We start from the raw sequence: 24,129 nt of genomic DNA, 5'->3' as shown, positions 1-24,129 counted from the left end.
CCGCGCGCCCGAGCACGGGCTTGTAACATGGGCGAACTTAGTTAAAACGTTACTCGAACTAATTCAAGGACCCATGAAAGCAGGCGCCGCGGTGCCCTTACCGGCGGTGCCCTGCGTCCCCTGCTCGTCGCGGAACTCATAGGAGAATCTCCGTGCGTGGTCACTTGCTGCTGGCGCTGGCCGTGCTGGCAGGCGGTCTCACGACGCCGTCTGTCGCCGCGGCCGGTACGCCGGTCACGATCGCTTCCCCCACCCTGTCCGTGAGCGTGGACCCCGACTTCCCACGCGTCATCAACTACACCGAGAAGGCAAGCGGTGCCGTACTGCACGGCAACGAGGACCCGTTGAGCCAACTCGTCGTCAACGGCACCACCCACACCCCGACCGTCACCTCGAGGACCGCCGCCGACCGCGTCGACTACAGCCTGGCCTTCTCCGGTGTCACCATCGACGCGACACTGGCCGTGGCCGGGTCCACAGTGGAGTTCCGCGTGACCCGCATCGCGGACACCGCGAACCTGCGGGTGCACAGCCTGTCCATTCCCGGCCACAACCTGGTGTCGGTGCGCAGCAACCAGACCGGCGCCGCGCTGGCGACCGCGAAGATGCACACCGCGACCACCGGCACCGGCGACACCTTCACCGCGATCACCGGCAGCACCGCGGTGGACAACGCCCCCACGGGGGCGATGCTGGCGTTCGTGAACACCGGCACCCTGGCCGCCGCCATCGACTCCAACGCCTACCGCGACTATCCCAGCGGCGGCGGTGAGCAGAAGGCCGCCGAAGGCGACCGGCTGTCCAGGCAGGTGGTGGCCAAGAGCGGCTACCGACGGGCAGGCCTGTGGGCGGGCGGCTGGACCTACCGGGCGGCAGGTGCCGCGGACACCGACACCGAACCGCTGCCCTACGCGCGGGTCGCGATCACCCGCGACCGCAACGCCGACAACGCCGTGGACTGGCAGGACGCCGCGGTCGCCTACCGCGACATCTGGACGCCGCCGAAGGGCTGGGAGAACACCGCGGACCGCGTGGTGCAGCGCATCCCGTTCAACTTCGCCTCCAGCGCCACCCACCCGTTCTTGCAGACCCTCGACGAGACCAAGCGCGTCAACCTGGCCACCGATGGCCTCGGGCAGTTCGTGCTGCTCAAGGGCTACGGCTCGGAGGGCCACGATTCCGCCCACATGGACTACGGCCTGGTCGGCGCCAAACAGGGCGGGGTCGATGACCTGCGGACGCTGCTGAGCAAGGGCAAGGCCTACAACGCCGACTTCGGCGTGCACGTCAACGCCCAGGAGGAATACGCCGTCTCCCGGACCTTCGACCCGGCCAAGCACACCGGAACCGGCTGGGACTGGCTCGACCAGTCCTATGTCGTCGACAAGCGCAAAGACGGCCAGTCCGGCGACCGCCTGCGAAGGCTCCAGTCGCTGAAGGCCGCCGCACCCGACCTGGACTTCCTCTACGTCGACGTCTGGTACGAAAGCGGCCAACTGTCCCGGAAGCTGACCAGGGAGATCACCGGCCTCGGCTACCAGATCGCCACCGAGTTCCCGGCCGCGCTGACCCACGAGGCGCTGTGGACCCACTGGGCGACCGACGTGGACTACGGCGGCTCCGACACCAAGGGCACCAACTCCCAGCTTGCCCGGTTCGTCGCCAACCACGCCAAGGACAACTGGATCGCCCGCCACCCCCTGCTGGGCGGCGCCGAGATCACCGCCTACGAGGGCTGGCAGAGCAAGAAGGACTTCACCAAGTTCCTGACCACCACGTTCGCCGTGAACCTCCCGACGAAATACCTCCAGTCCGCGCCGATCACCCGCTGGGCAGACGACTCCGTCTCCCTCGCCAACGGCATCACCGTGACGAAATCCGGCGACACCCGTAGGATCACCGACAACGGCAGGCTGGTGCTGGATGGCAACCGGTACCTGATCCCACGGGACGGCAAGCTGTACCACTGGAACGGAACCGGTGGCGCCAGCACGTGGACGCTGCCAGCGGGCTGGAGAGCGCCGAAGCTGTACCGCCTCACCGACCAGGGCCGCGTCTTCGTCTCCGACCTTCCCGTGTCGAACGGCAGGGTCACCATCAACGCGACCGCGGGTGTCCCCTACATCGTCCACAATGGAGCGGCACCCGCCGTCGCCGACGTGAGGTGGGGCGAGGGCACCCCGCTGAAGGACCCCGGCTTCTACGCGGGCAACCTCGACGCCTGGACCGTCAGCGGCACCGGCGCCTCGGTGACCCGCAACAGCTTTGGCCAGTCCGAGCTGACCATCGGAACGCCGTCGACCGTATCGCAGCAACTCACGGGCTTGGCCCCGGGCACCTACTCGGCGTCGGTCTGGGTGTCCACGCCGACCGGCCGCAAGGCGAGCCTGAGCGTCAACGGCGCTTCGGTCCACGCCGACTGGTCGGGCCTGGCCCAGTCCGATGAGGCAAGTGAGAAGAACGGCTCCACCATGCAGCGCATGAAGGTGCTGTTCGACGTGCCCGCAGGCCAGTCCACTGCGACGCTGTCGCTGTCCGCCGCGGCGGGATCGGGCACGGTCCATTTCGATGATGTCCGGGTGGTCCGATCGGGACGAACTCCGACCGGTGGCCACCACTTCGTGGAGGACTTCGAGAACGTGGACGCGGGCTGGGGTCCGTTCGTGCCCGCGGGCGGTGTGGTCGGCGTGCGAACGCACCTCGCGCAACGCAATGCGCCGTACACGCAGGCCGGCTGGGTCGATATCCGCGGCAAGGCCAAGCTGGTCGATGACGTGCTGACCGGGGTGAACTCGCTGAAGTCGCACAACGAGCGGCAACGCCTGATCTACCGCACGGTGCCGGGCACACTGCGGTTCACGCCGGGCAAGCAGTACAAGGTGAGCTTGACCTATGAGGCCGCCTTCGCCGACCAGTACGCGTTCGTCGTCGGCACCGGCGCCGCCGAGACCGCGTCGGTGAAGTTCGCCAAGGCGAGCAAGCCGACCACGTTCACGCACACCTTCACCGCTGACCAACACGCCTGGATCGGTGTCCGGAAGCTCACCGCCGAGGTGGGCCACAACCAGGACGACCTGGTGGTCGACGATCTGATCGTGGACGACCTCGGCCAAGCACCCGGTGGTCCGGTGACCCGCCTGGCGCAGTCCGCGCTGAAGGTGGCCAGAGTGGACTCCGCGGAGACCGCAGCCGAGACGACACCCGGTACCAATGTGCTGGACGGCAACGCGGGCACCTTCTGGCACACCAAGTGGTACGACGGTGCCGCACCGATGCCGCATGAGATCGACATCGACCTCGGCACGTCCCAGAACGTGGCGGCGCTGTACTACCTGCCGCGCCAGGACCGGACCAACGGACGGATCGCCGGGTACGAGGTGCTCACCTCGGCCGATGGCGTGGCCTGGACGGCCGTGGCCAAGGGCACCTTCACCAACACCACGACGGAACAGGCCGCGACATTCGCACCCCGAGCCGCCCGCTTCGTTCGGCTCCGAGCCCTCTCCGAGGTCGCGGGCAATCCATGGACGGCGGTCGCCGAGCTGAACATCGGCGTCGCAGGCTGATCGCCACGTGAAGCAGCTCGGCGGCCGGAAAAGACCGCCGAGCTGCTCTCGTGATCAGCCGATTCGGGCCGGGATGCTCCAGCGCTGGGCGGCGGAGCCGTTGCAGGTCGCGACGGTCAGTGCGTCGCCGGACGCGGTCAGGCACTTGCCTGTCGCCTCGTTGACCAAGGCGCCGTTGTCGACGCGCCAGCGCTGGTTGGTGCCCGCGTGGCAGGACCACGCGACGACCGCTCCGGTGTCGGTGGCGTCCAGGCAGGGGTAGAGGGCGGAGCGGATCGTGCCGTCAAAGGCGTGCACCCAGGTCTGGTTGCGGCCGTTGTGGCAGGAGTACGGCGCCACCGCGGTGCCGTTGGCGGTGTTGCTGCCGCTGAGGTCGGCGCAGCGGCCATCGCCCGATGTCAGCCTGCCCATCACCGAGTTGCCGAGGGCGTTCTCGTGCACGGCGTGGTCGGTGCCGGTGGTGACGCGGGCCTTGTCGGAGCAGGTTTTGGTGGTGCTGGTGCTGCTGATTTTGGCCCGCAGCGAGCCGTTGTTGCCGGTGGGTGTGTCGAAGCGGGCCTTGGAGTAAGGCTCGGCGGCGCAGGAGGTCTTCGGGTCGCTCCAGCGGTAGTACTCGACCCAGCTGACGCTGGTGGGGCTCAGCTGGTTGGCGCCCGCCCGGATGCTGCCGAGCTTGAACGAGGTGCCGCCGCTGCTGACGGTCAGGCCGATCCAGCCGTCGCCCTCGGCGACGTAGTGGAACCGGTAGGACTGGCCCGCCGACCAGTCGTGCCACATCCGGCAGCTCATGCCTTCGCCTTCACCGCCGAACCGCTCGCACCAGCTTCCTTGCGAGCCTGCCTTGGCCTCGGTGGTGTCCCAGATGGAGAACAGGAACAGGCGCTCGGATCGGGCGTTGGTCTGCATGCCCGCGTAACCGCCGCGGCCGTTGGTGAACGAGACCTGGTTGGACCAGTAGACCTGGGAGGCGTCGCCGGGATCGGTCTGCACGGTGATCGTGTAGGCCACGTCGTTGAGACCGGAGACGTTGTCGAAGGTGAAGTGGGAATAGGTGCCGGGAGTGTCGCCCGCCGAGGAGGGAGTCGCGGTGACCAGTAGCAGGACCATCGCCATCACGGCGGCAGAGAATGTGCGCATGGGCACGCTCCGTGAGTATTTATGATTGGAGTTCAGGGTTTCCAATCATTTTTGTGCAGGGGGCGTCAGAATCCTCAGCACGTGGCGACGCTGTCAAGAGCCGTCGAGCCAGAATCGTTCCAGCAGTTGGTTGAACGGCTCGCCTGTCTCCGGCACCAAATGGGCCCGGCCCGAACAGACCGCCCGCTGTGCGCCCGTCTCGCGGGCGATCGCGTCGCAGATGAGTTCGTACGGCTCCAGGTGACCACCGGTGATCGCCAGCATTCGCAAGTCCCGCAACGCGGACAGCGGCAGTTCGGCCTCGTCCGGCGGGCGGGCGCCCTGCAACTGTCGAATGCCCTTGTCCAGCGGCTCGGGCAGCGGTTCGTCGACCTCCACCGGCACCCCGATCACCGCGAAGAACCGCCGTAGGGCCTCAACTGGTGGGAGATCGACGGCCGTCACCAGTGCACGGACTTCGGCGGCGTAGGCGTCCACGACGGGAACCCCGCAGGCCACCGAGGTGGCGGGTGGTTCGACGACCGCCAGCGAACGCACGTTCTCAGGGCGCCGCGCCGCCGCGAGCATCGCGACGATTCCGCCGTAGGAGTACCCGACGAGATGCACGGGCTCGGTGAGCAACTGGTCGGCGACCAGCACCGATTCCGACTCGAAGTCCTGCCGGGCCGCGGGCGAGCGGCCGTGGCCCGGCCGGTCGACGGCGAGCAGTGACCAGCGTTCGGTGAGCGGGCGCTGCGCCCGCCACGCCTCCCGGCCGCCGAGCACGCCGCCGTGTACCAACACGACGGGGGGACCGGCACCGAACCGATGGACATAAAGCTGCATGCGCCCACGCTACTGGTGCATGCTGTGGGACATGCGCATTCTGAGGGGAGCCGCCGCGCTGGTCATCGCGGCGGGGGCATTGGTACTCGGTGGGCCGCAGGCAGGCACCGAGCAGAAGATCACGTCGGCGGGTCCGGAGGGGCTGCCGCCGTATGTGGCGATCATCCGCCCGGTCAGCACCGAGCGGCTGGGCAAAAGCTGGCGGGAGGGCTGCCCGATGGGCGCCGACCAGCTTCGGCTGGTCAACCTGAGCCGGATCGGTTTCGACGGCCACGTGCACCGCGGTGAACTCGTGGTGGACGCGACGGTCGCCCGCGAGGTGGCGGAAATCTTCGGCGAGTTGTACGCGGCGCGGTATCCCATCGAGCGGATGGAGACCGTGGAGAAGTACGACGCCGACGACGACAAGTCGATGGCGGCCAACAACACCTCGGCGTTCAACTGCCGCCCGATCACCGGCGGCACGGCATGGTCCAACCACTCCTATGGCCGTGCCATCGACATCAACCCGGTGCAGAACCCCTACATCTCGAAGTCCGGCGCTGTGTACCCGCCCAACGGCGCGCCCTACGTCGACCGGACCCGCACCGATCCGGGCCTGATCCACGCCGACGACTCCACCGTGCGCTCGTTCCAGCGCCGCGGCTGGGAGTGGGGCGGCTATTGGACAGTGCCGATCGACTACCAGCACTTCGAGAAGCCGCGCGGCTGAGTTGGCGGATTCCCAGGCGGCGGTCGCGGTGATCGTCGCCGCCATCGAGGCCGCCGAGGCGACACTGGAGGAGATCGGTCAGCACGGCATCCGGGCGGAATCGGGCGGCGCGATCATGGGCCCGCACACCGTCTGGGGCTGGCCGGTCACCTTCCCCTCGATCGCCGGGGCCTACCTGCCGGACGTGTACCTGGCCGCGGGCACCCAGACCCACCACGGTCCACCGACCCGGTTCGAGCATGGCTACCGCATCGCGGAGAAGAACCACTACGGGCTGACCGACTACAACCGCCACGTCTGGCGTTGGGAGCTGTCCGCTCCCGGCAGGTTCGCCGCGGAGATCCTGGCCCGAGCCAAGGACCCGCAGCGGGTGGCGGACACGGTTGCCAAGGCGTTCAACGAGATGGCGGACCGGTGGCTGAACGCTTGGCTGGAGACCCAGCGCAATGTGCAGGCCAGAGCCGCGGCCGCTCAGCGGATCGTCACGGCCGCGAAGGCCGCCCGCGGGACCGCCGCCTTGGTCGATCCGCTGCCGCCGAAGAAAGAACGGGTGCGTGGCATGCGCATCGAGTTCGACTGGTCCGCGCTGACCGCTAAACCGCCGACCGTCACGAAGCCGCCCATGCCGTCCTCTGGCGAGTGGACCGCGTTGCAGGCGCCTCGGACCCCGTACGTCGTGCTCACCCCGGACGGCGGCATCGCCGAACCACGGGAGTTCACCTATCAGACCTGGGAGACGCGCACCGTCGCCGAATTCGCCGACCGGGTCTTCCTGGACTGGATCGGCTGGTGGCCGTTGTCCGGCGGCTCCCAGCTGTTCCCGATCGTCGCGTTCACCGACCCCGCCGAGTACATCCCCTACATCGACAACATCGCCGACGTCGTGGTCCGCGGCTTCCAACCGTGACTACTCAAGCCCGTCCCGGTCCGCCCACTCCAACAGGGTGTCCAAGGTGTATACCGCCTCGTCGATGCCCTCGTGCAGGTCGCCGAGCTTGGCGAAGCGGGCAGGCACGGTCGCGATCGTGCAGTCCTGCGGGGCGACATCGTCGACCTCGTCCCAGGTGATCGGCGTGGACACCGTCGCCTCGGGGACGCCGCGCACCGAGTAGGCGCTGGCGATGGTGTGGTCGCGGGTGTTCTGGTTGTAGTCCACGAAGACCTTGGTGGGGTCGCGGTCCTTGCGCCACCAGGCGGTGGTCACGTCGTCCGGGGCGCGGCGCTCCACCTCGCGGGCGAACGCCAGCGCCGCGCGGCGCACCTCGGCGAAGCCGTGCTCGGGCTTGACCCGCACGTAGACGTGCAGGCCGTGACCGCCGGAGGTCTTCGGCCAGCCCACCGCGCCCAACTCGTCCAACACCTCGTGCACCACATGCGCCACCCGCCGCACCCTGGCGAAATCGCAGTCGGGCATGGGGTCGAGGTCGATGCGCCACTCATCGGGCCGCTCGGTGTCGGCCCGGCGGGAGTTCCACGGGTGGAACTCCACAGTGGACATCTGCACCGCCCAGATGACCTGCGCCAACTCGGTCACGCACAGCTCGTCGGCCTGGCGCTTGTACCGGGGGAAGAACACCCGCACGGTCTCCAGCCACGGCGGGGCGCCCGCGGGCACCCGCTTCTGGTGCACCTTCTCGCCCGCCACACCGGACGGGAAGCGGTGCAGCATGCAGGGCCGCTCCCGCAGCGCGCGGACGATTCCGTCGCCAACCGCCAGGTAGTACCGCACCAGGTCCAGCTTGGTCTCGCCGCGGGCGGGGAAGTACACCCGGTCCGGGCTGGACACCCGCACGGTCCGGTCCCCGACCTCGATCTCCACCGCCTCAGCCATGAGGCGAAAGTAATGCCTGCCGCCCGTTCACGCAGCCTTGTCCAGCACCAGCGCCGCGTACCGGATGTCTGGCCGCATCGAGTTGTGGACGCGCATGAACTCCGTGAGCACCCGCCAGTCGGTGGGGGAGAAGCCCGCGAGCCCGGGGCGCAACGAGGTGAGCAGCTTCCGGCCCAACGCCGAGTCCCCGACACGGCTGCCCAGCGCGCCGATGCGGCCCGCGCGGGTGATCACCGGCGTCGTCCAGTCCAGCACGGCGCGCTCGCGGAAACCGACCTCGGCCGCGGTCCGGCGGTAGCGGCGCAGCGGCTCGAACTCCTCGAAGCACCACATGTCCCGCACCAGGTGCGCCGGGTCGTAGGCGTGGATGCGTTCGGGGTGCTCGTCCGCCCAGACGATGTCCACCAGCACCAACCTGCCGCCGGGCCGCAGCACCCGGAAGCTCTCGGCGAGGAAGTCGCGGCGGCCCTCCGAACCGAAGTGGAACGCCGCCTCCAGGCAGTGCACCCGGTCGAACGAGCCGGGCTCCACGTCGAGCGCGGTGACGTCGCCGACCCGGTACTCCACCCCGGGGAAGCGGTCCCTGGCCTGGGCGATCTGGTACTCCAGCAGGTCAACGCCGAGGGCGTCGCAGCCTCGGCGGGCGAGTTCCGAGGTGGTGTAGCCGCGACCGCAGGCCGCGTCCAGGACACGATGACCGGGGCGGGCGGACAGCAGGCTCAGCGAGCGGTCCACCAGTTCGCGCTGGAACAGGTCCAGGCCGCGCGGCAGCAGGTGCAGCTTCGACAGCGGGAAGTAGCCGAGGTTGACCAGCTCACCCCAGCCAAGCTCGGACAGGAAGCGGAAAAGCACCGTGGAGCCGTCGTAGGCGCGCTGGAGGTTCGGCACCGGCAGAGTATATGGCGCGGGTCACACAACGTGGACGCGTGCTGGGCGCGTTACCGGGGTGAAGGACGAGGGGGAGGTGGCAGGTGCGCGCAGCCGAGGAGCAGCAGTACACCGACTACGTGACGGCGCGGCTGCCGTCGCTGCGCCGCACCGCCTTCCTGCTGTGCGGCGACAACCACCGGGCCGACGACCTGGTCCAGGAGACGATCACCAAGCTGTACGTGCACTGGCGCAAGATCAGCGGCGTCGAGAACCGGGACGGCTATGTGCGGACAATGCTGGTCCGCACCTTCCTCAGCGAGCAGCGGCTCGGCTGGGCCCGCCGCGTCCGGCTCGTCGACGAACCCGTCGACTCGCCCGCACCGGACGGCCCCGAGGTGGAGACCCGGTTGGTGGTGCACCGGGCGCTGTCCAGCGTGCCGCCGCGGGCGCGGGCGGTGCTCGTGCTGCGGTTCCTGCTGGACCTGCCCGTCACGGAGGTAGCGGAACTGCTCGGGTGCTCCGAGGGAAACGTCAAAAGCCAGACCGCATCGGGGCTGGCCGCGCTGCGGCGTCGGCTCGGGGCGGCCGTGACCGTGGGAAGGGAGTAGCGGAATGGACATCGACCGCGAGACCGCGCGGCTGCTCGCGCCCCTGCGCGACGCCCAGCCCGGCAGCACCACGACCGTCGACGTGCGGCGCGCGGTGGCCGAGGGCACCCGCAGGCGCCGCTTCCGCCAGTGGTTCGGCACCACCGTCGTAGCCGCGTTCACGGCCGTCGCGGCAGGCGTGCTGCCCGCCGTGGTGATCAGCCCCGCGGGCGCGCCGACCGAGTTCGACGTGCGGCGGCAGGCGTTCAGCGTCGGGTCGGCGGGCGGATACACGCCGGTCAGCTACGAGACCGGCCGCTACCGCCAACGGGTGGAGTTGGGGCCGGAGCCCGGCACCACGCTGCCGCCCGGCAGGGCCACGATCACGCTGTACGCGCGGGGCAGGCTGACACCGGACTCCAGTTGGCACCAGGCGCCCGACGTGCACGGCAAGCGCGCGGTGTGGTCGCCATCGGGCACGGAACTGGCCTGGGAGTGGGGCCGCGACGCATGGGCCAAGGCCCAGGTGTTCGATGCGGACGAGGAAGCCAGGGACCGCGTGCACCGGGTGGCGCAGAGCGTCGAGCCCGCGGACACCGAGGTGAAGGTGCCGTTCACGCTGCAAACCACCGAGCACCTGGCGGGAGTCATCCTCCCGCACGGCACGAACAGCGATCCGGTGTCGGCGGCGCTGCTGGTGTTCGGCGAGGACGGCGACGGCGACCGAGTGATCGTGGGAATCCAGCGCGGCCCGATCGTCGGCGGTGCGCCACGGGACAGCGGGATCAGGCACTACGGCTATCAGGTAGTGAGCTCCGACGACCAACGCGGTATCGCGCTGACAGAACTGGTGCGGTTGGCGGGCGATCCCGCCGACCGACGGAACTGGGCGCCGCTTCGCTGAAAGACGGCGCTCGGAGTTATGTCCGTTATAGCCGCGTGATTGGTGTGGGCGGATCTTCCCATTCGGCCTATTCGTTCAGCTCTGTCGATCCATTGCGGTCAAAAGCAGGCATCGCACCGCGCCTCTATGGCGCAGTTGTGCGGCGGGTATGGGAAATAACGGACTATTTATCCACCGAAGCGAAGTCCCTTCACTTTTTTGGCGGCCAGGTGACATATATTGAGGCGCTCGTGCGATGTGCCTTGTGTCACCCACCCTGCAATGGGCGATCTCCTGGAGCAGAGGAGTCACCATGGTCGTCGATCCATCCCCTGCCGTGTTGCCGCGCCGTCTCGCGGAGGTGCTGCGCCCCGAACTGCCGGGTCTGGCCACCGAGATGCTGGACGAGATACGGACGGCGATCCCCACCTACTCCCAGGTTCTCGGCGGCTCCCACGGCAATGCCGTCAAGGTGGCCATCGAGCACACGGTGACCCTGTTCGTGCGCCGCATCGCCGACCCCGCGATCGGCAAGGAGGAAGCCCATGAGGTGCACAACCAGCTGGGCCGCTCCGAGATGCGCGCGGGCCGCAGCCTGGACACCCTGCAGGCCGCGTACCGGGTCGGCGCCAGGGTCGCTTGGCGCCGCATCATGCGCGTCGGCCGCCGCAGCGGTCTGTCCTCGCCGGTGATGTCGCAGCTTGCCGACGCGATGCTCGCCTACATGGACGAACTCGCCTCGGTCGCCTTGGACGGCTACCTGGAGGCCAAGGCCTCCACCTCCGATGCCCTCGACGGCTGGCGCAGGCGGCTGCTGCCGCTGATCCTCCAGACACCCCCGCCGCCCGCGCGCACCGTCGCCGAGTTGGCGCGGCGCACCGGCTGGGTGGTGCCCGCCCAGGTGTCGCTGGTGGCCGTCCAACCACTGCCTGGCATGGGTGATCTACGTGCGCAGGCCCTGGACCCGGATGTGCTCGCCGACCTCGACGTTGCCGAGCCGTTGCTGCTCGTGCCGGGCAAGGTGCACGAGGCTCGCTTGGCGGCGCTGCGGACCGCGCTGCCCGCTGCGCAACTGGGCATCGGCCCGTGCGTCGCGCTGGAATCCGCGGCGGGCTCGCTGCGGTGGGCGCGACGTGCACTGGATCTGGTCGCCGACGGCGTATTGCCGGGGCGCCCCGTCATCCGCGCGGAGGAGCACCTTTCCGCGTTGCTGCTGCATTCCGATCAGGAGCTGTTGGACGAGCTGCGCCGAAGACTGTTGGCGCCGTTGGCCGAGCTGACGGAGAAGCAGCGCGATCGAATGCTGGAAACACTGCGCGCCTGGTTGGACGCCAGGGGAAGCATGCTGGAAGCCGCCACCAGCCTTGCTGTGCATCCTCAAACCGTGCGGTACCGGGTCCGCCAATTGCACGCCCGGTTCGGAAGCCTCTTGGACAACCCGGCGGGACGCTTCGAACTGGAACTGGTCCTGCGCGGCTGAGAATTACCGGGGCCGCAGGTCGGTGATCACCCAGCGCCCGTTTTCCATGGCGGCGTCGACGGACAGGATCGCCACGGCGGCCGTGGCCGAACCGCCGTCGCGGACGGCCGACTGGTCGAGGAAGACCAGCAGCGTGGCGCGATCGCCGGAGAGGGACTGCACAGCGGAGTCCGACACTCGGCTGGTCAGCACGAGTTTCTGTTGCGGCGCCAGCGAACGGACCTGGGCGAACAGGCGGTTGTAGGACTCGAGAGCGGCGCCGCGGAGCACGTCGGCGGCGGCCTGCGAGGTCGCTTCGGTTCGCCCGTGGGAGTAGGTGAACACCTTGTTCAAGGACGCGCCGACCGACGAGCGGACCTCCGCGGTGGCGGCGGCATCGACCAAGGCGCGGTTGTCCGCGCCCTCGAAGGACCGGGCCGACTGGGCGGCGAACGTCGCGAACACGCCGAACGCCGTAAGCAGCGCCGCCAGGGCGAACAGCAGCCAGGGCACGCGTGCCGGACGAGCGGGCGCGGGAGTGGACACCGTCGTGTCGTCCTGGACGAGGGTCATGAGGCACCCACCGGAAGCTGGTCGAGGGCGCTCAGCTTCCACCCGGCTTCGGTGCGGGTGAGCTGGGCGGCGAAGCGGTTGCGCTTGGTGGCGGGCGCGGTGTTCTCCTTGGCCACCGTGATCTCCACGGCGGCCAGCAGCCGGGCGGTGCCCGCGCGGACGTCGAGGTCGCTGACGGCGGCGTCGAGAACCTTGCCTGAGGCGACGGTGCCCGCGCTCGCGAGCAGCGCCTTGTCGCTGCGGGCGAGTTGGTCGTGCAGGGTGCCGGTGGAGGACTCCAGCCACTGCGCGACGCCCGCATCCACCCTGCGATGGTCGAGGCTGGTGAGCACCGCGACCTGGGTGCGGGCCACGGACAGCACCTCGCTGCGTGCCCGAGCCTGGGCGAGGCCGTCGTCGTTGGCGGCGTCCCACCACGCCCAGCCCGCAGAGCCTGCGAACATGGTGGCGAGGACGGACAGCACGATCGCCCACCGCAGACGGGTCAGTTGCGGAGCCACAGCAGTTCCTCCATCGTCGTCGACTCCAGCGTGGCCACCGGGGCGAGGCCCGCACCTGGGGTCGCGGCGGGCGGGATGGGCTGATGCGGCGCGTGTTGCGAGCCGCGCACCAGCGAGGGATTTCCGGCCGGCAACGTGCACCCCACCGCCAGGTTCAGCGGAAGCGGCGTGAGATCGGTCGGCGGGCGGATCGGCGTGACCTCGTAGCCCTGGACGCACGGCGGGGGATTGTTGAAGTTGAGGGTGAGCGCGAGCTTGCCGGTCTCTGGCCGGATGGCGGTCGACACCGCCGCCACCGCGCGGGGCGCCATGACCAGGAACTGCTCGATCCCGGCCTGCCGCACCGCCAGCAGGTTCGCCGTCGTGAGCAGGTTCGCCAGCAGGACCGCGAGGCTGGGGTTGGTGTCCCGCAGCAGCCCGGAGATCTGCGTGGCGGCCTCCGGGGTGGTGGCGATCAGCCGCCGCAGATCGCCGTCCGCGTCGGCCAAGGCGCCGGCGAACAGCTTCGCGCTGTGGCTGAACTCCCGCCACTGGGCGGAGGAGTCGGCCTGGGTTTTCAGCACCGTCGCCCCGTCGTCGATCAGCTCGATGGTCTGCGGGAGGTTCTGCTGCGCGGTCTGCGTGAAAGCGGCGGCCGAGTCCAGCAGCAGCTGAAGCTGCGGTCCGGTGCCGCGCAGCGCCGCGTCCAACTCGTCGACGACCGTCTTCAGCGAATCGGTGGGCACGGAGGCGTTCAGGTCGCTGAGGCTGCCCAGCACGGTCGACACCGGCAGCGGGAGCGCGGTGTTCTCCTTCGGGATCACCGCCCCGTCCGCCAGGAACGGGCCGTGCTCGGTGCGGGGCTGGAGGTCGACGTACTGCTCGCCGACCGCCGACCGGTTGGCCACCACCGCCCGCAGATTGGTGGGAATGTGCGGTGCGCCTGCCGCGATGGCGAGGTCGGCCTCCATACCGTCCTCGGTGAGCCGGAGCTCGCCGACCCGGCCGACCGTGACGCCGCGGTAGGTGACCTCACCGTTGGTGAACAGCCCGCTGGCGTCGGCGAGTTGCAGGCGAACCGTGTAGCCGGACGCGCCGACCAGCCGGTTGAGGCCCGCGTACTTGCCGCCGACGATGGTGACCGCGGCGAGGGCGATCACCACGAACGCCAGCACCTGGATGCGCACTCTCACGCTCAGCATCAGCGGCCTCCGGCGAGCGGCAGGGGAAGCGGGGGTTGATCGGGCAGCGGCATCCCGGGCGCCGCGGTGACCGACAGGAACACGTTCAGGTAGTCGCCTCGCACCCCGTCGAGGACGGCGTCGGTGAACGGGAACGTCGGCAGGATCTCCAGCGCCTGCGGCAGGTTGCGGCCCGCCTCGGCCAGCCTGCGCAGGATCGGCGCGAGCGCGGTCAGGTCGGCGACCAGGTCCTCCCGGCTCTTGCTGATCACATCGACCGCCACCGTGGACAGCTTGTCCAGCGAGTCGAGCATCGCCACCAGCGCCTGCCGCTGGTCGGCGAGCGTCTTGAAGCCGGGGGAGAGGTCGGTGAGGGCACCGGAAATCTGCTCGCGCCGCTCCGCCAGCCTCGTCGACAGGCGATCCAGACCGTCGATCGCGGCGGTGATCTGGTCCCGCTGGCCGTCCAGATCGGTCACCAAAGTGTCCACATTGGTCAGAAATGCGCGTAGTTCGGTCTCGTTGCCGCGCATGACCTTGGTCAGCTCCTGGCTGATCGTCTGGAGCTGTCCGATGCCGCCGCCGTTGAGCAGCATCGACAACGCGCCGAGCACCTCTTCGACCTCGGTGTTGCGCTCGGTCCGGGACAGGCCGATCAGCGCGCCGTCCCGCAGCCGATCGGCGGCCGGGTCGGACTTGGGCGGTGCGAGCTCGATGAACTTCTCGCCCAACAGACTGGACTGGCGCAGCTTCGCCACGGCGTTGGCGGGCAGCACGACATTACCGTTCACGGACAGCCGCGCCTCGGCGGTCCACCCGTCTGCGCCAAGCCCGATCGCGGCCACCCGGCCCACCGCGACGTCGTTGACCTTCACCGCCGCCTGCGGCACCAGGTCCAACACGTCCGCGAACTGCACCGTCACCCCGTACGGCGCCGCCCCCAGATCAGCACCGCCGGGCAACGGCACGTCGTAGAGGCCGGTGAACTCGCTCGACGCGCAGCCCGCCAGCAGCAGCGCACTCATCGCGAGCGCCAGCGTCCGCCTCACTTCGCACCCCCGCCCAGTACCGGGTAGTACTCCAGGATGTCCGGCCGCCCCTGGAGGGTCTGCGTCTTCGGGTCGTAGCTGCCCAACAGGTTGGTCAGCGCCAGCGGAGCGGTGTCCAGCATCTCCCCGACCTGCGCTCGACGGTCCACCAACTGCTGGGTGGTCTTCGCCAGCTTGTCCACATTGGACTTCACCAGACCGCGGTTGTCCTTGATGAAGCCCTGGATCTCGCCCAGCGCCACGCCCAGCGTGTGCAGGGCCGTGGCCAGCTCCTCCCGGTCCGCGGCGAGGTTCCCGGCGACGGTGGCCAACTGCTGGTTCGCCAGCCGCACCTGGCCGTCGTTGTTGGCCAGCATGTCGGTGAACTTCCGCAACTCGTCGATGGTGCCGAACAGATCCTCGCGGGAGTCGCTGAGCGTGCGGGCCAGGTCGGCGAGGTTGCGCACCGAGGAGTTGAACGCCTCCCCGTTGCCCGCCAGGTTCGCCGCGCCCGTGTCGAGCAGTTCGCTCAACGCGCCTTCGGCGTTCGCGCCGTCCGGTCCGAGTGCGCGGGTGAGGGTGTCCAGACTCGCGTACAGCTCGTCCAGCTCCACCGGGGTCGCGGTGCGGTTCGCGGGGATGACCGCGCCGTCGGCGAGCACCGGGCCGCCGCGGGCGAACTTGCCCAGCTGCACGTACCGGTCGGCGACAACGCTCGGCGCGACCACCACCGCGCCGGTGTCGGCGGCGATGGCGATGTCGGGGTCGATCAGCATCCGGACCTCGACCTGCTCGCCCTTGGGCGTCACCGAGGTGACCTCCCCGATGGGGACGCCCAGCACCCGCACGTTGGAACCGGTGTAGACACCGACGGTGCGGTTGAAGTACGCGGTGATCTCCTTCTCCCCGTTGCCCGCGAAGGCCCACCACAGGCCGCCCGCCGTGAGCACGGCGAGCGCCAGGCCGATACCGAGGAGCTTCGTTCGTAGTCTCATCGCGGCACCACGCAGGGGTTGGTGTTGGCCTTGATCAGGCCGCACATGTACGTCTCGATCCACCGCCCGTTGCCGAGGGTGTTGTTCGCGGCGCGGAAGTACGGACCGGCCAGTTCCAGGCTTCGGTCGAGGTTGCCCGCCTGCCGCTGAAGGATCGCCGTCACCGCGTCCAGGCTGGTCAGCGCCGGTTTCAGCTGTCGGACGTTGTCCGCCACCAGCGCGGACAGCTCCTTGCCAAGCTCCTTCGTGCCGACCAGCAGCTTGCGGATCGCGTCGCGGCGGTTGTTCAGCTCGGCCAACAGCAGGTTCCCGTCGCCGAGCAGCTTCTCCACATCGCCGTTGGCGCCCGCCAGCGTGCCGCTCACGGCGCGGGCGTTGCGCAGCAGCGCGGCGAGTTGGTCGTCGCGGGAGGCCACCGTCTTCGACAGCGCGGACAGCCCGTCGAACGCCTTGCGGACGTGCTGCGGGGTGCCCTTGAACGTCTCCGACATCGTCCGGAAGCTTTCCGCCAGTTTCGCCGTGTCGATGGCGCCGATCGTGTTGGCCAGCCCGTTGAACGCCTCCGTCACGTCATACGGCGTGACCGTGCGGCTGCGGGGAATCGGCTGGTCCGGGTCTTGTTCGCCGTCGCCGAGCGGATGCAGGGCGAGGAACTTGCGGCCCAGCAGGGTGCGGATGCGGATCTCCGCGGAGGTCTTGTTGCCGATCCACGCGTCGCTGACCCGGAAGCTCACCAGCACGTGCTCGTCGACCAGTTCGATCTCCTCCACCTGACCGACCTTGATGCCCGCGACCCGCACCTCGTCCTCGGGCGAGAGGCCCGCGGCCTCCCCGAACTCGGCCTGATAGGTGGTGCCGGAGCCGATGACGGGCAGGTCGCTGGAGTAGAAGGTCAGCGCCAGCACCGCGGCCAGCACCAGGGTGCCGATCGTGCCGAGCAGCAGCGGGCTGCGTTCGTTGAAGGACTTCATCGCGCGCACCTCGCCGAGGGCGGCACCGGGGTGCCCGGAGGCGCGGGCGGCTTCACGACCGCCTCGCAGAGGTAGAGGTTCATCCACGATCCGTAGCTCGTGGTTCGGCCGATCGCGTTGGTCTTCAACGGCAGCAGCGTCAGGAAGCGCTCCAGGTCGGGAGTGGCGGCGAGGTTCTGCGACAGCGCCCCGAGCCCGGCGATGCTGTCCTTCAGCGGCGGCCGCGCCGACTCCAGCAGCCCCGCGGTGGCGGTCGACAGCTCGCCGAGGCCCTCCACCGCCTCACCGATGGCCAGCCGGTCCTCGGCCAGCCCGGACACCAGCTGCCGCAGGGTGCTGATCAGCCTGGACAACGCATCGCCCTTGGAGTTTATGGTCTCCAGCACGGTGTTGAGGTTGGTGATCACCGAGCCGATCACCTTGTCCCGGTCCGCCAGCGTCGACGTCAGCGACGCGGTGTGCGCGAGCAGGCTCTCCACCGTGCCGGACTCGCCCTGCAACACCTGCACGATCTCGGTGGCCAGCGAGTTCACGTCGTCGGGAGACAGCGCCTGGAACAGCGGCTTGAACCCGTTGAACAGGTCTGTCAGGTCCAACGCGGGCGCGGTGCGTTCGAGCGGGATCTCTGAGCCGGGTTTGAACTCCCCGCCCGAACCCTTGCCGCGGTCCAGCGCCAGGTATCGCTGGCCGACCATGTTGCGGTAGCGGATCACCGCGCCGACATCGGCGGGCAGCGTGCGGTCGTGGGACACCGAGAACTCCACCCTGGCCAGGTTCTGGTTCACGATCTCCAGCTTCTCGACCTCGCCCACCCGCACGCCCGAGATCCGCACGTCGTCGCCGGGTTGCAGCGAGGTCACGTCGGTGAACCGGGCGCTGTAGGTCGCGGCGTCGCCCACCCCGCCGCCGCTGATGGAGATCGCCAGCGCGGTGGTGGCCAGCGCCGTGACCACCACGAAGATCAGGCTCTTGACCACCGACGGCGCGATGCTCCTCATCGCAGCGTCACCTCCGTCCCCCGGTACAGCGGTCCGATCAGGGTGCTGCTCCAGTCCGGGATCTCGCCCATAGACGGCCGCAGCAGCGTGGCCAGCAGCTCCCGCTCCTGCGGGGAGTTCGCGATGTTGTTTGCTGTGGACACCGGCACCCCGGCGCCGGGCGGGACGCCGCTGGGATAGCAGCGTGGTCCGCCGGTCGCGTTGTAGACGGGCGTGTCCTTGCCCGGCAGGTACTTGCCGCTGTCGGGCGTGACCAGCACCTCGACCTGCATGCCCGGCTTGTCGGAGCCCTTGCCCAGCATGCGGTCGACCGCGGGCCGCAGATCGTTGAGCGCCTTGAGCGTGCACGGGAAGCTGGGGGAGTAGCGCGCCGTGAGCTCCAGCGTCTCCCGGCTCGCTCCGGTGAGCTGGATGAGGTTGGCGGAGTTGTTGCGCAGGAACGCCGCCAGATCCGCGCCCGAGGAGGTGACCCGGTCGTACAGCGGCGCCAGTTCGCCGCGCTTCTCGGTGACCGTGCGCATCGTGACCGACGCGTCGGTCAGCGCGTCCAGCACATCCGGGGCGATGTCCCCGTACAACTCGCTTACCCGCGCCAGCTCACGCACGTTCTCCCGCAGCCGCGGCAGGTTCGGGTTGAGCTGCCCCAGGTAGTCGCCCGCGGTGACCAGCGTGTTCCCCAGCTGTTCGCCGCGGCCGTGCAGGCCGGTGGCCACCGCGGTCAGCGCCGCCGCCAGCTTCTGCGGCTGCACCGCCCGCAGTACGGGCAGCAGGTCCGCCCACACGCGTTCCAGCTCGATCGCGTTCGCTGACCGGTCCTGGCTGATCTCATCGCCCGCCACCAGCGGGGCGGCGTCGGCACCGTCCGGAATGGACAGTTGGACGTAGCGTTCGCCGAACAGCGTCTTGGGGATGAGCAGCGCCGAGACGTCCTTGGGCAGCCGGTCCGTCTTGGCAGGGTCCAGCGCAAGCTCGATCTCCGCACCGGCGCCCGTGCTGCGGATGCCCCGCACCTCGCCGACCACCACGCCGCGGGCCTTCACCTCGCCGGTGACCCGAAGCTGGTTGCCCGCCCGGTCGGCGTGCAGCGTGACCGGCACCGCCGAAACGAAATCCTTGTTGTACACCTTCACCGACAGCGTGATCAGCGACGCCATGACCAGCAGGAACGCCAGCCCGGCGAGCCGAACACGCAGCTTGCGGCTCATCCCGCGACCTTCACCGTCGTGGTAGCGCCCCAGATAGCGAGGCTGAGGAAGAAGTCCATCAACGCCACTGACACGATCGCGGTGCGCACCGCCCGGCCGACGGCCACCCCGACACCCGCCGGGCCGCCAGTGGCGCGGTAGCCGTAGAAGCAGTGCGTCATGATCACCACGACGCTGAAGATGAGCACCTTTCCGAAGGACCACAACACGTCCTCCGGTGGCAGGAACAGCGTGAAGTAGTGGTCGTAGGTGCCCGCGGATTGGCTGAAGAACCACACCGTGACCTGGCGGGATGCCAGGTAGGAGGTCAGCAGCCCTACCGCGTAGAGCGGGATGACCGCGACGAAACCGGCGATGATCCTGGTGGTCACCAGGTAGGGCACGCTGGGCACCGCCATCACCTCCAGCGCGTCGATTTCCTCCGAGATCCGCATCGCGCCAAGCTGCGCGGTGAAGCCGCAGCCCACCGTCGCCGACAGCGCCAACCCTGCGACCAGCGGCGCGATCTCGCGGGTGTTGACGTAGGCGGAGATGAACCCTGCGAAGGCGGAGGTGCCGACCTGGTTCATCGCGGCGTAGCCCTGCAAGCCCACCACCGAGCCGGTGAACACCGTCATCCCGACCATCACGCCGATGGTGCCGCCGATGACCGCCAGCGCTCCGCTGCCGAAACTGACCTCCGCCAGCAGCCGGGTGATCTCCCGCATGTAGTGGCGCAGCGCGCGCGGCACCAGCGCCAGTGCTCTGACGTAGAAGAAGATCTGCTCGCCGAGCATGTCCAGGAAGGACAGTCGGCGGTCGACCGCCTGCGCCGCGCGGCGGGGATAGGTGACCATCACAGCCCCTTCGGCGGCACTAGTTGCAGGTACAGCGTGGACATGATCAGGTTCAGCAGGAACAGCAGCAGGAAGGTGATCACCACCGACTGGTTCACCGCGTCGCCGACGCCCTTGGGTCCGCCGCCGGGATGCAGGCCGCGGTAGGAGGCGACGATGCCCGCCACGAAGCCGAAGATGAGCGCCTTCAACTCGCTGATCCACAGGTCGGGAAGCTGCGCCAGCGCGGAGAAGCTGGCCAGGTAGGCGCCGGGGGTGCCGCCCTGCATGGCCACGTTGAAGAAGTAGCCGCCCAGCACCCCGACCACGCTGACCATGCCGTTGAGGAACACCGCGACCGCCATCGCGGCCAGCACCCTCGGCACGATGAGCCGGTGGATGGGGGAGACGCCGAGCACCTCCATCGCCGCGATCTCCTCGCGGATAGTGCGCGAGCCGAGGTCGGCGCACATCGCCGAGCCGCCCGCGCCCGCGATAAGCAGGGCGGTGACGATAGGGCTGGCCTGCTGGACGATCGCCAGCGTGCTGGCGGCGCCGGTGAAGGACTGCGCGCCGATCTGCGCGGTCAGCGAGCCCACATGCAGCGCGACCACCGCGCCGAACGGGATCGCGACCAGCGCGGTGGGCAGGATCGAGACGCTGGCGATGAACCAGAACTGCTGGGCGAACTCGCGGAACTGGAAGGGCCGCTTGAACATGTACCGGCAGACTTCCAGCATCAACGCGTACAGCCGCCCGATCTGTCTGATCGCCTGGGCGGCCGGGTGCACCAGCGTCCGAGCCGTTCCGGTCCTCACCGCACCTCCGGTTTGTGTGCCACACGTCGGAATTCGTTATTCCCAATGGCGTATCAATACCTGGATGACTTTCCCAACTGAACGGTAACTTGGGATGTGTGCGAATCACAATGAGGACGGGTGGGGAACTATGCCGTACCCGCCGGTAGCCACACCGTTTTGAAGCCTTCCTGCAAGTGAATGTGAAAACTTTGTAGGTTGGCTAGTAAAACCTGTCCCGGCAGGCCCTGGTGGCAAACGGACGCGTTGCGGATCGGACATGCGGGTTTTAACGTACCGGCGGGTAACTTCCCGTCCCTGCGTTTTCTGTGAATCGAGGAACGCCCATGCGGGGCACATCGAAATTGATTGCGGGAACCGTGACGATGCTGGCGGCGGGCATGCTCGCCGCCGTACCGGCATCGGCTGCCGAGATCAACGTGACCTACCCGGTCTCCGGGAGCACGATGATCAAGAAGAACAACAGCACAATGAAGGTCGGACCTGGGACTATGAAATCCAAGGTCGTGACGAAACCCGGCGGGGGAGACCTGACCGGAACGCTCAGCCTGCCGCCGACGCAGGCCGAGTTCAAGGTGATGGGAGCGATTCCGGCCAAGGCAACGGTGACGATCACCCCGACCGGTCCGGTCACCGGCACCATCGCGCAGGGTGTGGTCAACGCCCGCTCGACCGTGTACATCGAACTCAGCAATATCTGGGTCGCCGGAATCTTCTACGTGCCGGTCGGCAATGAGTGCAAGACCGAGAAGCCGGTTGTCATGGACCTGAAGTCCCAGGGCAGTTTCACCGTTTTCAACGGCGGCACTCTTGCGGGATCCTACGAAATTCCCGATTTCGCCAATTGTACGATCTTCGGGCCGTTGCTGAGCTCTCAGGTCTCCGGTCCCGGAAACACCATCACGCTCCAGCTGGGCAAGCCGACCCAGCCGTAATCCGCACGGAGTGAATTGAAGCCGGTCACCGCTCTTGGGTGATCGGCTTCAACATGAGCTCGATCTGGTTTCCCGGCCCGGACACCAGTCCGGTGAGCAGCGGGTCGAGCGTCTCGGTCACCCCGCAGCCGGTGAACGGCGGAATGGTGAACCCGCGCAGTTCCTCGTTCGGAGACTTGGGGTCGGTGCCGACCGGGCCGCCGCCGGTCGCGGTCCAGCTTCCGCCCTTCACGCTGGCCATCGCGACCTTGATCGGCTCCGCGGTCCGGCAGTTGGGACCGACGTCCAGCGGCACCCCGTTCACCTGCACCTGGCTGAGCTTCAACACCATCTGCGTGCGCATGATCTCCAATACGCCGACCTTGACGGTGCCGACGATCGCGGTCATCTTGCCGCCGGGATCGCCGGGCGGCAGGAATTCGGCGGTCCCGGAGGTCGGCATGAAGCCGAACCCGTAGAACGGCGTCTGCGCCTTCGGCAGCGCCGCGTCGGCGTACAGCGGGCTGGGCTGGCCGACGCCGCCAAAGACGGTCGACAGTCGCGCCGCCATGCCCGGCCCGAGCGAGATCGTCGCGCCCGCCTTCACGACCGTGGACTTGCCGGTGACGGTCTGCCCGGTGAAGTAGATGACGTTGCGCGCCGCGGCGAAGGTCTCCGGCAGCCCCGGCTGTTCTTGCGGCGGTTCGGGTTCGGTGGGCGGGGTCGTCTGTCTGCTGATCACCGGCACGGTCACCAGCAGTGAATCACCCGCCGCGAGCTCGCAGGCCAGCGTCACCTCGCTCGCGGGAGTGCGTTCGTTCTGCTGGAGCGTCAACGTCACGACCGGCGGCAGCACGGTGAACCGCACCTCGCCCTCCCCGGCTGTCTCGGCCGGTCCGACCGACCCGGAGCCCGCCACCGTCAGCGGCCCCTCCGCGGGCACGTCGGCCACGGTGAGGGGGAGTTCGGACTTGAGCTCGGTGGTGCGTTCGGCCTGGCGGGAGACGAGGCCAAACGCCACCCGACCGCCGACCCGCGCACTGCCCTGCGCGAGTTCGGCGGGCATCGTGAAGGCGGTGGAGATCTCCCCGAGCCGCACCGGCTCGCCGATGCGCACCCACGAGGGCGCGGTGGTGGAGATCGACACCGTGACCCGGTACCGGTCGGCTGACCCGCTCGGCACGCAGTCGAATCCCAGCACCCTGGCCACCGATACCGGCGGAGCCACGTCCGGTTCGACCGGACCAGGGCCGGGTGCGGCCGAGCCCGCGCCGGTCAGCCCGACGGACAGCACCGCGATGACCGTCAGCAACGACCGGGACCGGATCACCGGCGCCTCCCCTTCAACGTCTGGTGGTGTGAAAGGCCGAGGGCGCCCCGGCCGGGTGGCCGGAGCGCCGTGGGATGCGCGCGATCAGACGATCGTCGCGCTGCCCAACCGGGTGTTCTGTCCGGGATTGAGCGTGCAGTAGAACGGCTCCTGCGCCTGCCACTCCGGGGTCGCGTTCATGAAGTGGAAGTCCACGCGCACCACGAACTGGTTGTCCAGGTCGATCGACAGCGGCCCCGGTGCCGGGCCAGCGGTGGCGGTCGGGATGAAGGTGCCCGCGTCCTGATGGGCGTTCACCACGAAGTCGCCGGTCCCGCTGTAGGTCTGCTCGGGGATGCGGATGTCCTTGGCCCGCGTTGAGTCCAGCGTGCCGCCGGTGGCCTTGATGTCGGCGTCGCCGAAGCCGCGGATCTTGTCAACGCCTGCCAGGTTGTAGATCAGCTCGGCGACCTCTGCGGGCACGGTCGCCTTGACCGTGAGCTCGCGGATGGTGTTCTTGCTGCCCGCGGCGACCTCGTCGGGCCCGATGGCGCGGGCGTGCAGGGACAGGCTGCCCTCGCCGATCAGCGGGTAGTTGCAGGTGTAGGCGAGCGGGGTCTTCGTCTCGTAGACGATGTCCTTCGCCATGGCGGTGCCGGTGGTGAGACCGCCGACCAATCCGGCTACCAGTCCGACTGCCGCGACACGCGCCGCGACCCTCAACAGTCTGCGATTCTTCAATGAAATCAACTCCATTACCCGGAGGCCCTCAGCCGGTCAACGAACTCTGACGTTTGCAGGGTAAAACCGAATTCGTCCCGTCCGATTGTCCGGGACAAAAGAGAATTCGCGGCAACCGGGGTTACCGGCTAGTACGTTACGACCGAGTAAAGCAACCGACAAGGGCTCAATTTTAGCCACGTCCAAACGGCTGAATGTGATCAGAAAATGTTATAGGCACCCTGCAACGCAA

General features: G+C 68.7%; 23 protein-coding genes. 7 read left to right on the top strand and 16 right to left on the bottom strand.

From position 1 onward, the window contains the following. The first annotated feature begins 152 nt into the window (after positions 1-152). Positions 153-3,566: an endo-alpha-N-acetylgalactosaminidase family protein gene (locus ACU6XJ_RS26495; protein WP_476317318.1), complete on the top strand. Its 3,414-nt coding sequence runs from the start codon at positions 153-155 to the stop codon at positions 3,564-3,566. 54 nt (positions 3,567-3,620) lie between these two features. On the opposite strand, the gene ACU6XJ_RS26490 is transcribed toward ACU6XJ_RS26495, so the two are convergent. Further along, a complete protein-coding gene (locus tag ACU6XJ_RS26490) occupies positions 3,621-4,703 on the bottom strand; it encodes a ricin-type beta-trefoil lectin domain protein (protein ID WP_476317315.1) in 1,083 nt (360 codons plus the stop codon). A gap of 93 nt (positions 4,704-4,796) precedes the next feature. After that, positions 4,797-5,528, bottom strand: a complete 732-nt coding sequence (locus ACU6XJ_RS26485) for an alpha/beta fold hydrolase (RefSeq protein WP_476317312.1) — start codon at positions 5,526-5,528, stop codon at positions 4,797-4,799. Between the two features lie 31 nt (positions 5,529-5,559). On the opposite strand from ACU6XJ_RS26485, the gene ACU6XJ_RS26480 reads away from it, so the two are divergent. Beyond that, on the top strand, positions 5,560-6,240 hold the full coding sequence (locus ACU6XJ_RS26480) for a M15 family metallopeptidase (protein WP_476317309.1): 681 nt from the start codon (positions 5,560-5,562) through the stop codon (positions 6,238-6,240). Between the two features lies 1 nt (position 6,241). Next, a complete protein-coding gene (locus ACU6XJ_RS26475) occupies positions 6,242-7,147 on the top strand; it encodes a hypothetical protein (protein ID WP_476317307.1) in 906 nt (301 codons plus the stop codon). On the opposite strand, the gene ligD is transcribed toward ACU6XJ_RS26475, so the two are convergent. Next, positions 7,148-8,071 (bottom strand): non-homologous end-joining DNA ligase, encoded by a 924-nt coding sequence (gene ligD, locus ACU6XJ_RS26470; protein WP_476317304.1) that lies wholly within the window; start codon positions 8,069-8,071, stop codon positions 7,148-7,150. Positions 8,072-8,098: 27 nt separating this feature from the next. Further along, positions 8,099-8,959, bottom strand: coding sequence for a class I SAM-dependent methyltransferase (locus ACU6XJ_RS26465; RefSeq protein WP_476317301.1), 861 nt, complete (start codon positions 8,957-8,959; stop codon positions 8,099-8,101). A gap of 83 nt (positions 8,960-9,042) precedes the next feature. On the opposite strand from ACU6XJ_RS26465, the gene ACU6XJ_RS26460 reads away from it, so the two are divergent. From ACU6XJ_RS26460 to ACU6XJ_RS26450, 3 genes are all read left to right on the top strand, one after another. Further along, positions 9,043-9,549 (top strand): SigE family RNA polymerase sigma factor, encoded by a 507-nt coding sequence (locus ACU6XJ_RS26460; protein ID WP_476317298.1) that lies wholly within the window; start codon positions 9,043-9,045, stop codon positions 9,547-9,549. 4 nt (positions 9,550-9,553) lie between these two features. After that, positions 9,554-10,432 (top strand): hypothetical protein, encoded by an 879-nt coding sequence (locus ACU6XJ_RS26455; RefSeq protein WP_476317296.1) that lies wholly within the window; start codon positions 9,554-9,556, stop codon positions 10,430-10,432. 268 nt (positions 10,433-10,700) lie between these two features. Then, on the top strand, positions 10,701-11,891 hold the full coding sequence (locus ACU6XJ_RS26450) for a PucR-like N-terminal domain-containing protein (RefSeq protein WP_476318651.1): 1,191 nt from the start codon (positions 10,701-10,703) through the stop codon (positions 11,889-11,891). A gap of 3 nt (positions 11,892-11,894) precedes the next feature. On the opposite strand, the gene ACU6XJ_RS26445 is transcribed toward ACU6XJ_RS26450, so the two are convergent. Genes ACU6XJ_RS26445 through ACU6XJ_RS26400 form a run of 10 tightly spaced genes read right to left on the bottom strand, consistent with a single transcriptional unit; the run spans position 11,895 to position 20,855 of the window. Continuing rightward, positions 11,895-12,443 (bottom strand): hypothetical protein, encoded by a 549-nt coding sequence (locus tag ACU6XJ_RS26445; protein ID WP_476317293.1) that lies wholly within the window; start codon positions 12,441-12,443, stop codon positions 11,895-11,897. Continuing rightward, on the bottom strand, positions 12,440-12,943 hold the full coding sequence (locus tag ACU6XJ_RS26440; RefSeq protein ID WP_476317290.1) for a hypothetical protein: 504 nt from the start codon (positions 12,941-12,943) through the stop codon (positions 12,440-12,442). Before ACU6XJ_RS26440 ends, ACU6XJ_RS26445 begins: the two co-directional genes overlap by 4 nt. After that, positions 12,928-14,124 carry an MCE family protein gene (locus ACU6XJ_RS26435; protein ID WP_476317288.1) on the bottom strand — a complete coding sequence of 399 codons (1,197 nt, stop codon included), beginning with the start codon at positions 14,122-14,124 and terminating at the stop codon, positions 12,928-12,930. Before ACU6XJ_RS26435 ends, ACU6XJ_RS26440 begins: the two co-directional genes overlap by 16 nt. Beyond that, complete coding sequence (locus ACU6XJ_RS26430; protein WP_476318649.1) at positions 14,124-15,128, bottom strand: MCE family protein; 1,005 nt, start codon at positions 15,126-15,128, stop codon at positions 14,124-14,126. Before ACU6XJ_RS26430 ends, ACU6XJ_RS26435 begins: the two co-directional genes overlap by 1 nt. A gap of 20 nt (positions 15,129-15,148) precedes the next feature. Continuing rightward, a complete protein-coding gene (locus ACU6XJ_RS26425) occupies positions 15,149-16,126 on the bottom strand; it encodes an MCE family protein (protein ID WP_476317285.1) in 978 nt (325 codons plus the stop codon). Beyond that, positions 16,123-17,097: an MCE family protein gene (locus ACU6XJ_RS26420; protein ID WP_476317282.1), complete on the bottom strand. Its 975-nt coding sequence runs from the start codon at positions 17,095-17,097 to the stop codon at positions 16,123-16,125. The genes ACU6XJ_RS26425 and ACU6XJ_RS26420 overlap by 4 nt, the downstream gene beginning before the upstream one ends. After that, a complete protein-coding gene (locus tag ACU6XJ_RS26415) occupies positions 17,094-18,095 on the bottom strand; it encodes an MCE family protein (RefSeq protein WP_476317279.1) in 1,002 nt (333 codons plus the stop codon). The genes ACU6XJ_RS26420 and ACU6XJ_RS26415 overlap by 4 nt, the downstream gene beginning before the upstream one ends. Then, positions 18,092-19,300 carry an MCE family protein gene (locus ACU6XJ_RS26410; RefSeq protein WP_476317276.1) on the bottom strand — a complete coding sequence of 403 codons (1,209 nt, stop codon included), beginning with the start codon at positions 19,298-19,300 and terminating at the stop codon, positions 18,092-18,094. Before ACU6XJ_RS26410 ends, ACU6XJ_RS26415 begins: the two co-directional genes overlap by 4 nt. Beyond that, positions 19,297-20,136, bottom strand: coding sequence for an MlaE family ABC transporter permease (locus ACU6XJ_RS26405; RefSeq protein WP_476317273.1), 840 nt, complete (start codon positions 20,134-20,136; stop codon positions 19,297-19,299). Before ACU6XJ_RS26405 ends, ACU6XJ_RS26410 begins: the two co-directional genes overlap by 4 nt. Further along, positions 20,136-20,855, bottom strand: coding sequence for an MlaE family ABC transporter permease (locus ACU6XJ_RS26400; RefSeq protein WP_476318647.1), 720 nt, complete (start codon positions 20,853-20,855; stop codon positions 20,136-20,138). The genes ACU6XJ_RS26405 and ACU6XJ_RS26400 overlap by 1 nt, the downstream gene beginning before the upstream one ends. Before the next feature lie 404 nt (positions 20,856-21,259). Here ACU6XJ_RS26400 and ACU6XJ_RS26395 point away from each other — a divergent pair, with 404 nt between their 5' ends. Further along, positions 21,260-21,868 carry a hypothetical protein gene (locus ACU6XJ_RS26395; protein WP_476317270.1) on the top strand — a complete coding sequence of 203 codons (609 nt, stop codon included), beginning with the start codon at positions 21,260-21,262 and terminating at the stop codon, positions 21,866-21,868. A gap of 25 nt (positions 21,869-21,893) precedes the next feature. On the opposite strand, the gene ACU6XJ_RS26390 is transcribed toward ACU6XJ_RS26395, so the two are convergent. Then, positions 21,894-23,177 carry a DUF6801 domain-containing protein gene (locus tag ACU6XJ_RS26390; protein WP_476317268.1) on the bottom strand — a complete coding sequence of 428 codons (1,284 nt, stop codon included), beginning with the start codon at positions 23,175-23,177 and terminating at the stop codon, positions 21,894-21,896. An 84-nt stretch (positions 23,178-23,261) separates the two neighbouring features. Continuing rightward, positions 23,262-23,897: a DUF6801 domain-containing protein gene (locus tag ACU6XJ_RS26385; RefSeq protein ID WP_476317265.1), complete on the bottom strand. Its 636-nt coding sequence runs from the start codon at positions 23,895-23,897 to the stop codon at positions 23,262-23,264. Positions 23,898-24,129 lie beyond the last annotated feature (232 nt).

Source organism: Actinorectispora metalli, from assembly GCF_056323685.1.
Note: the sequence above shows the minus strand (reverse complement) of the source record. Positions and strands in the feature narration are given on the sequence as shown.

Excerpts from the sequence above, each read along its gene's own strand:
- ACU6XJ_RS26395 (WP_476317270.1), top strand. The coding sequence starts at position 21,260 with ATGCGGGGCACATCGAAATTGATTGCGGGAACCGTGACGATGCTGGCG.
- ACU6XJ_RS26445 (WP_476317293.1), bottom strand. The coding sequence starts at position 12,443 with ATGACCCTCGTCCAGGACGACACGACGGTGTCCACTCCCGCGCCCGCT.
- ACU6XJ_RS26430 (WP_476318649.1), bottom strand. The coding sequence starts at position 15,128 with ATGAGTGCGCTGCTGCTGGCGGGCTGCGCGTCGAGCGAGTTCACCGGC.
- ACU6XJ_RS26400 (WP_476318647.1), bottom strand. The coding sequence starts at position 20,855 with ATGCTGGAAGTCTGCCGGTACATGTTCAAGCGGCCCTTCCAGTTCCGC.
- ACU6XJ_RS26425 (WP_476317285.1), bottom strand. The coding sequence starts at position 16,126 with ATGAGACTACGAACGAAGCTCCTCGGTATCGGCCTGGCGCTCGCCGTG.
- ACU6XJ_RS26485 (WP_476317312.1), bottom strand. The coding sequence starts at position 5,528 with ATGCAGCTTTATGTCCATCGGTTCGGTGCCGGTCCCCCCGTCGTGTTG.
- ACU6XJ_RS26455 (WP_476317296.1), top strand. The coding sequence starts at position 9,554 with ATGGACATCGACCGCGAGACCGCGCGGCTGCTCGCGCCCCTGCGCGAC.
- ACU6XJ_RS26410 (WP_476317276.1), bottom strand. The coding sequence starts at position 19,300 with ATGAGCCGCAAGCTGCGTGTTCGGCTCGCCGGGCTGGCGTTCCTGCTG.
- ACU6XJ_RS26420 (WP_476317282.1), bottom strand. The coding sequence starts at position 17,097 with ATGAAGTCCTTCAACGAACGCAGCCCGCTGCTGCTCGGCACGATCGGC.
- ACU6XJ_RS26435 (WP_476317288.1), bottom strand. The coding sequence starts at position 14,124 with ATGCTGAGCGTGAGAGTGCGCATCCAGGTGCTGGCGTTCGTGGTGATC.
- ACU6XJ_RS26405 (WP_476317273.1), bottom strand. The coding sequence starts at position 20,136 with ATGGTCACCTATCCCCGCCGCGCGGCGCAGGCGGTCGACCGCCGACTG.
- ACU6XJ_RS26415 (WP_476317279.1), bottom strand. The coding sequence starts at position 18,095 with ATGAGGAGCATCGCGCCGTCGGTGGTCAAGAGCCTGATCTTCGTGGTG.
- ACU6XJ_RS26480 (WP_476317309.1), top strand. The coding sequence starts at position 5,560 with ATGCGCATTCTGAGGGGAGCCGCCGCGCTGGTCATCGCGGCGGGGGCA.
- ACU6XJ_RS26490 (WP_476317315.1), bottom strand. The coding sequence starts at position 4,703 with ATGCGCACATTCTCTGCCGCCGTGATGGCGATGGTCCTGCTACTGGTC.
- ligD (WP_476317304.1), bottom strand. The coding sequence starts at position 8,071 with ATGGCTGAGGCGGTGGAGATCGAGGTCGGGGACCGGACCGTGCGGGTG.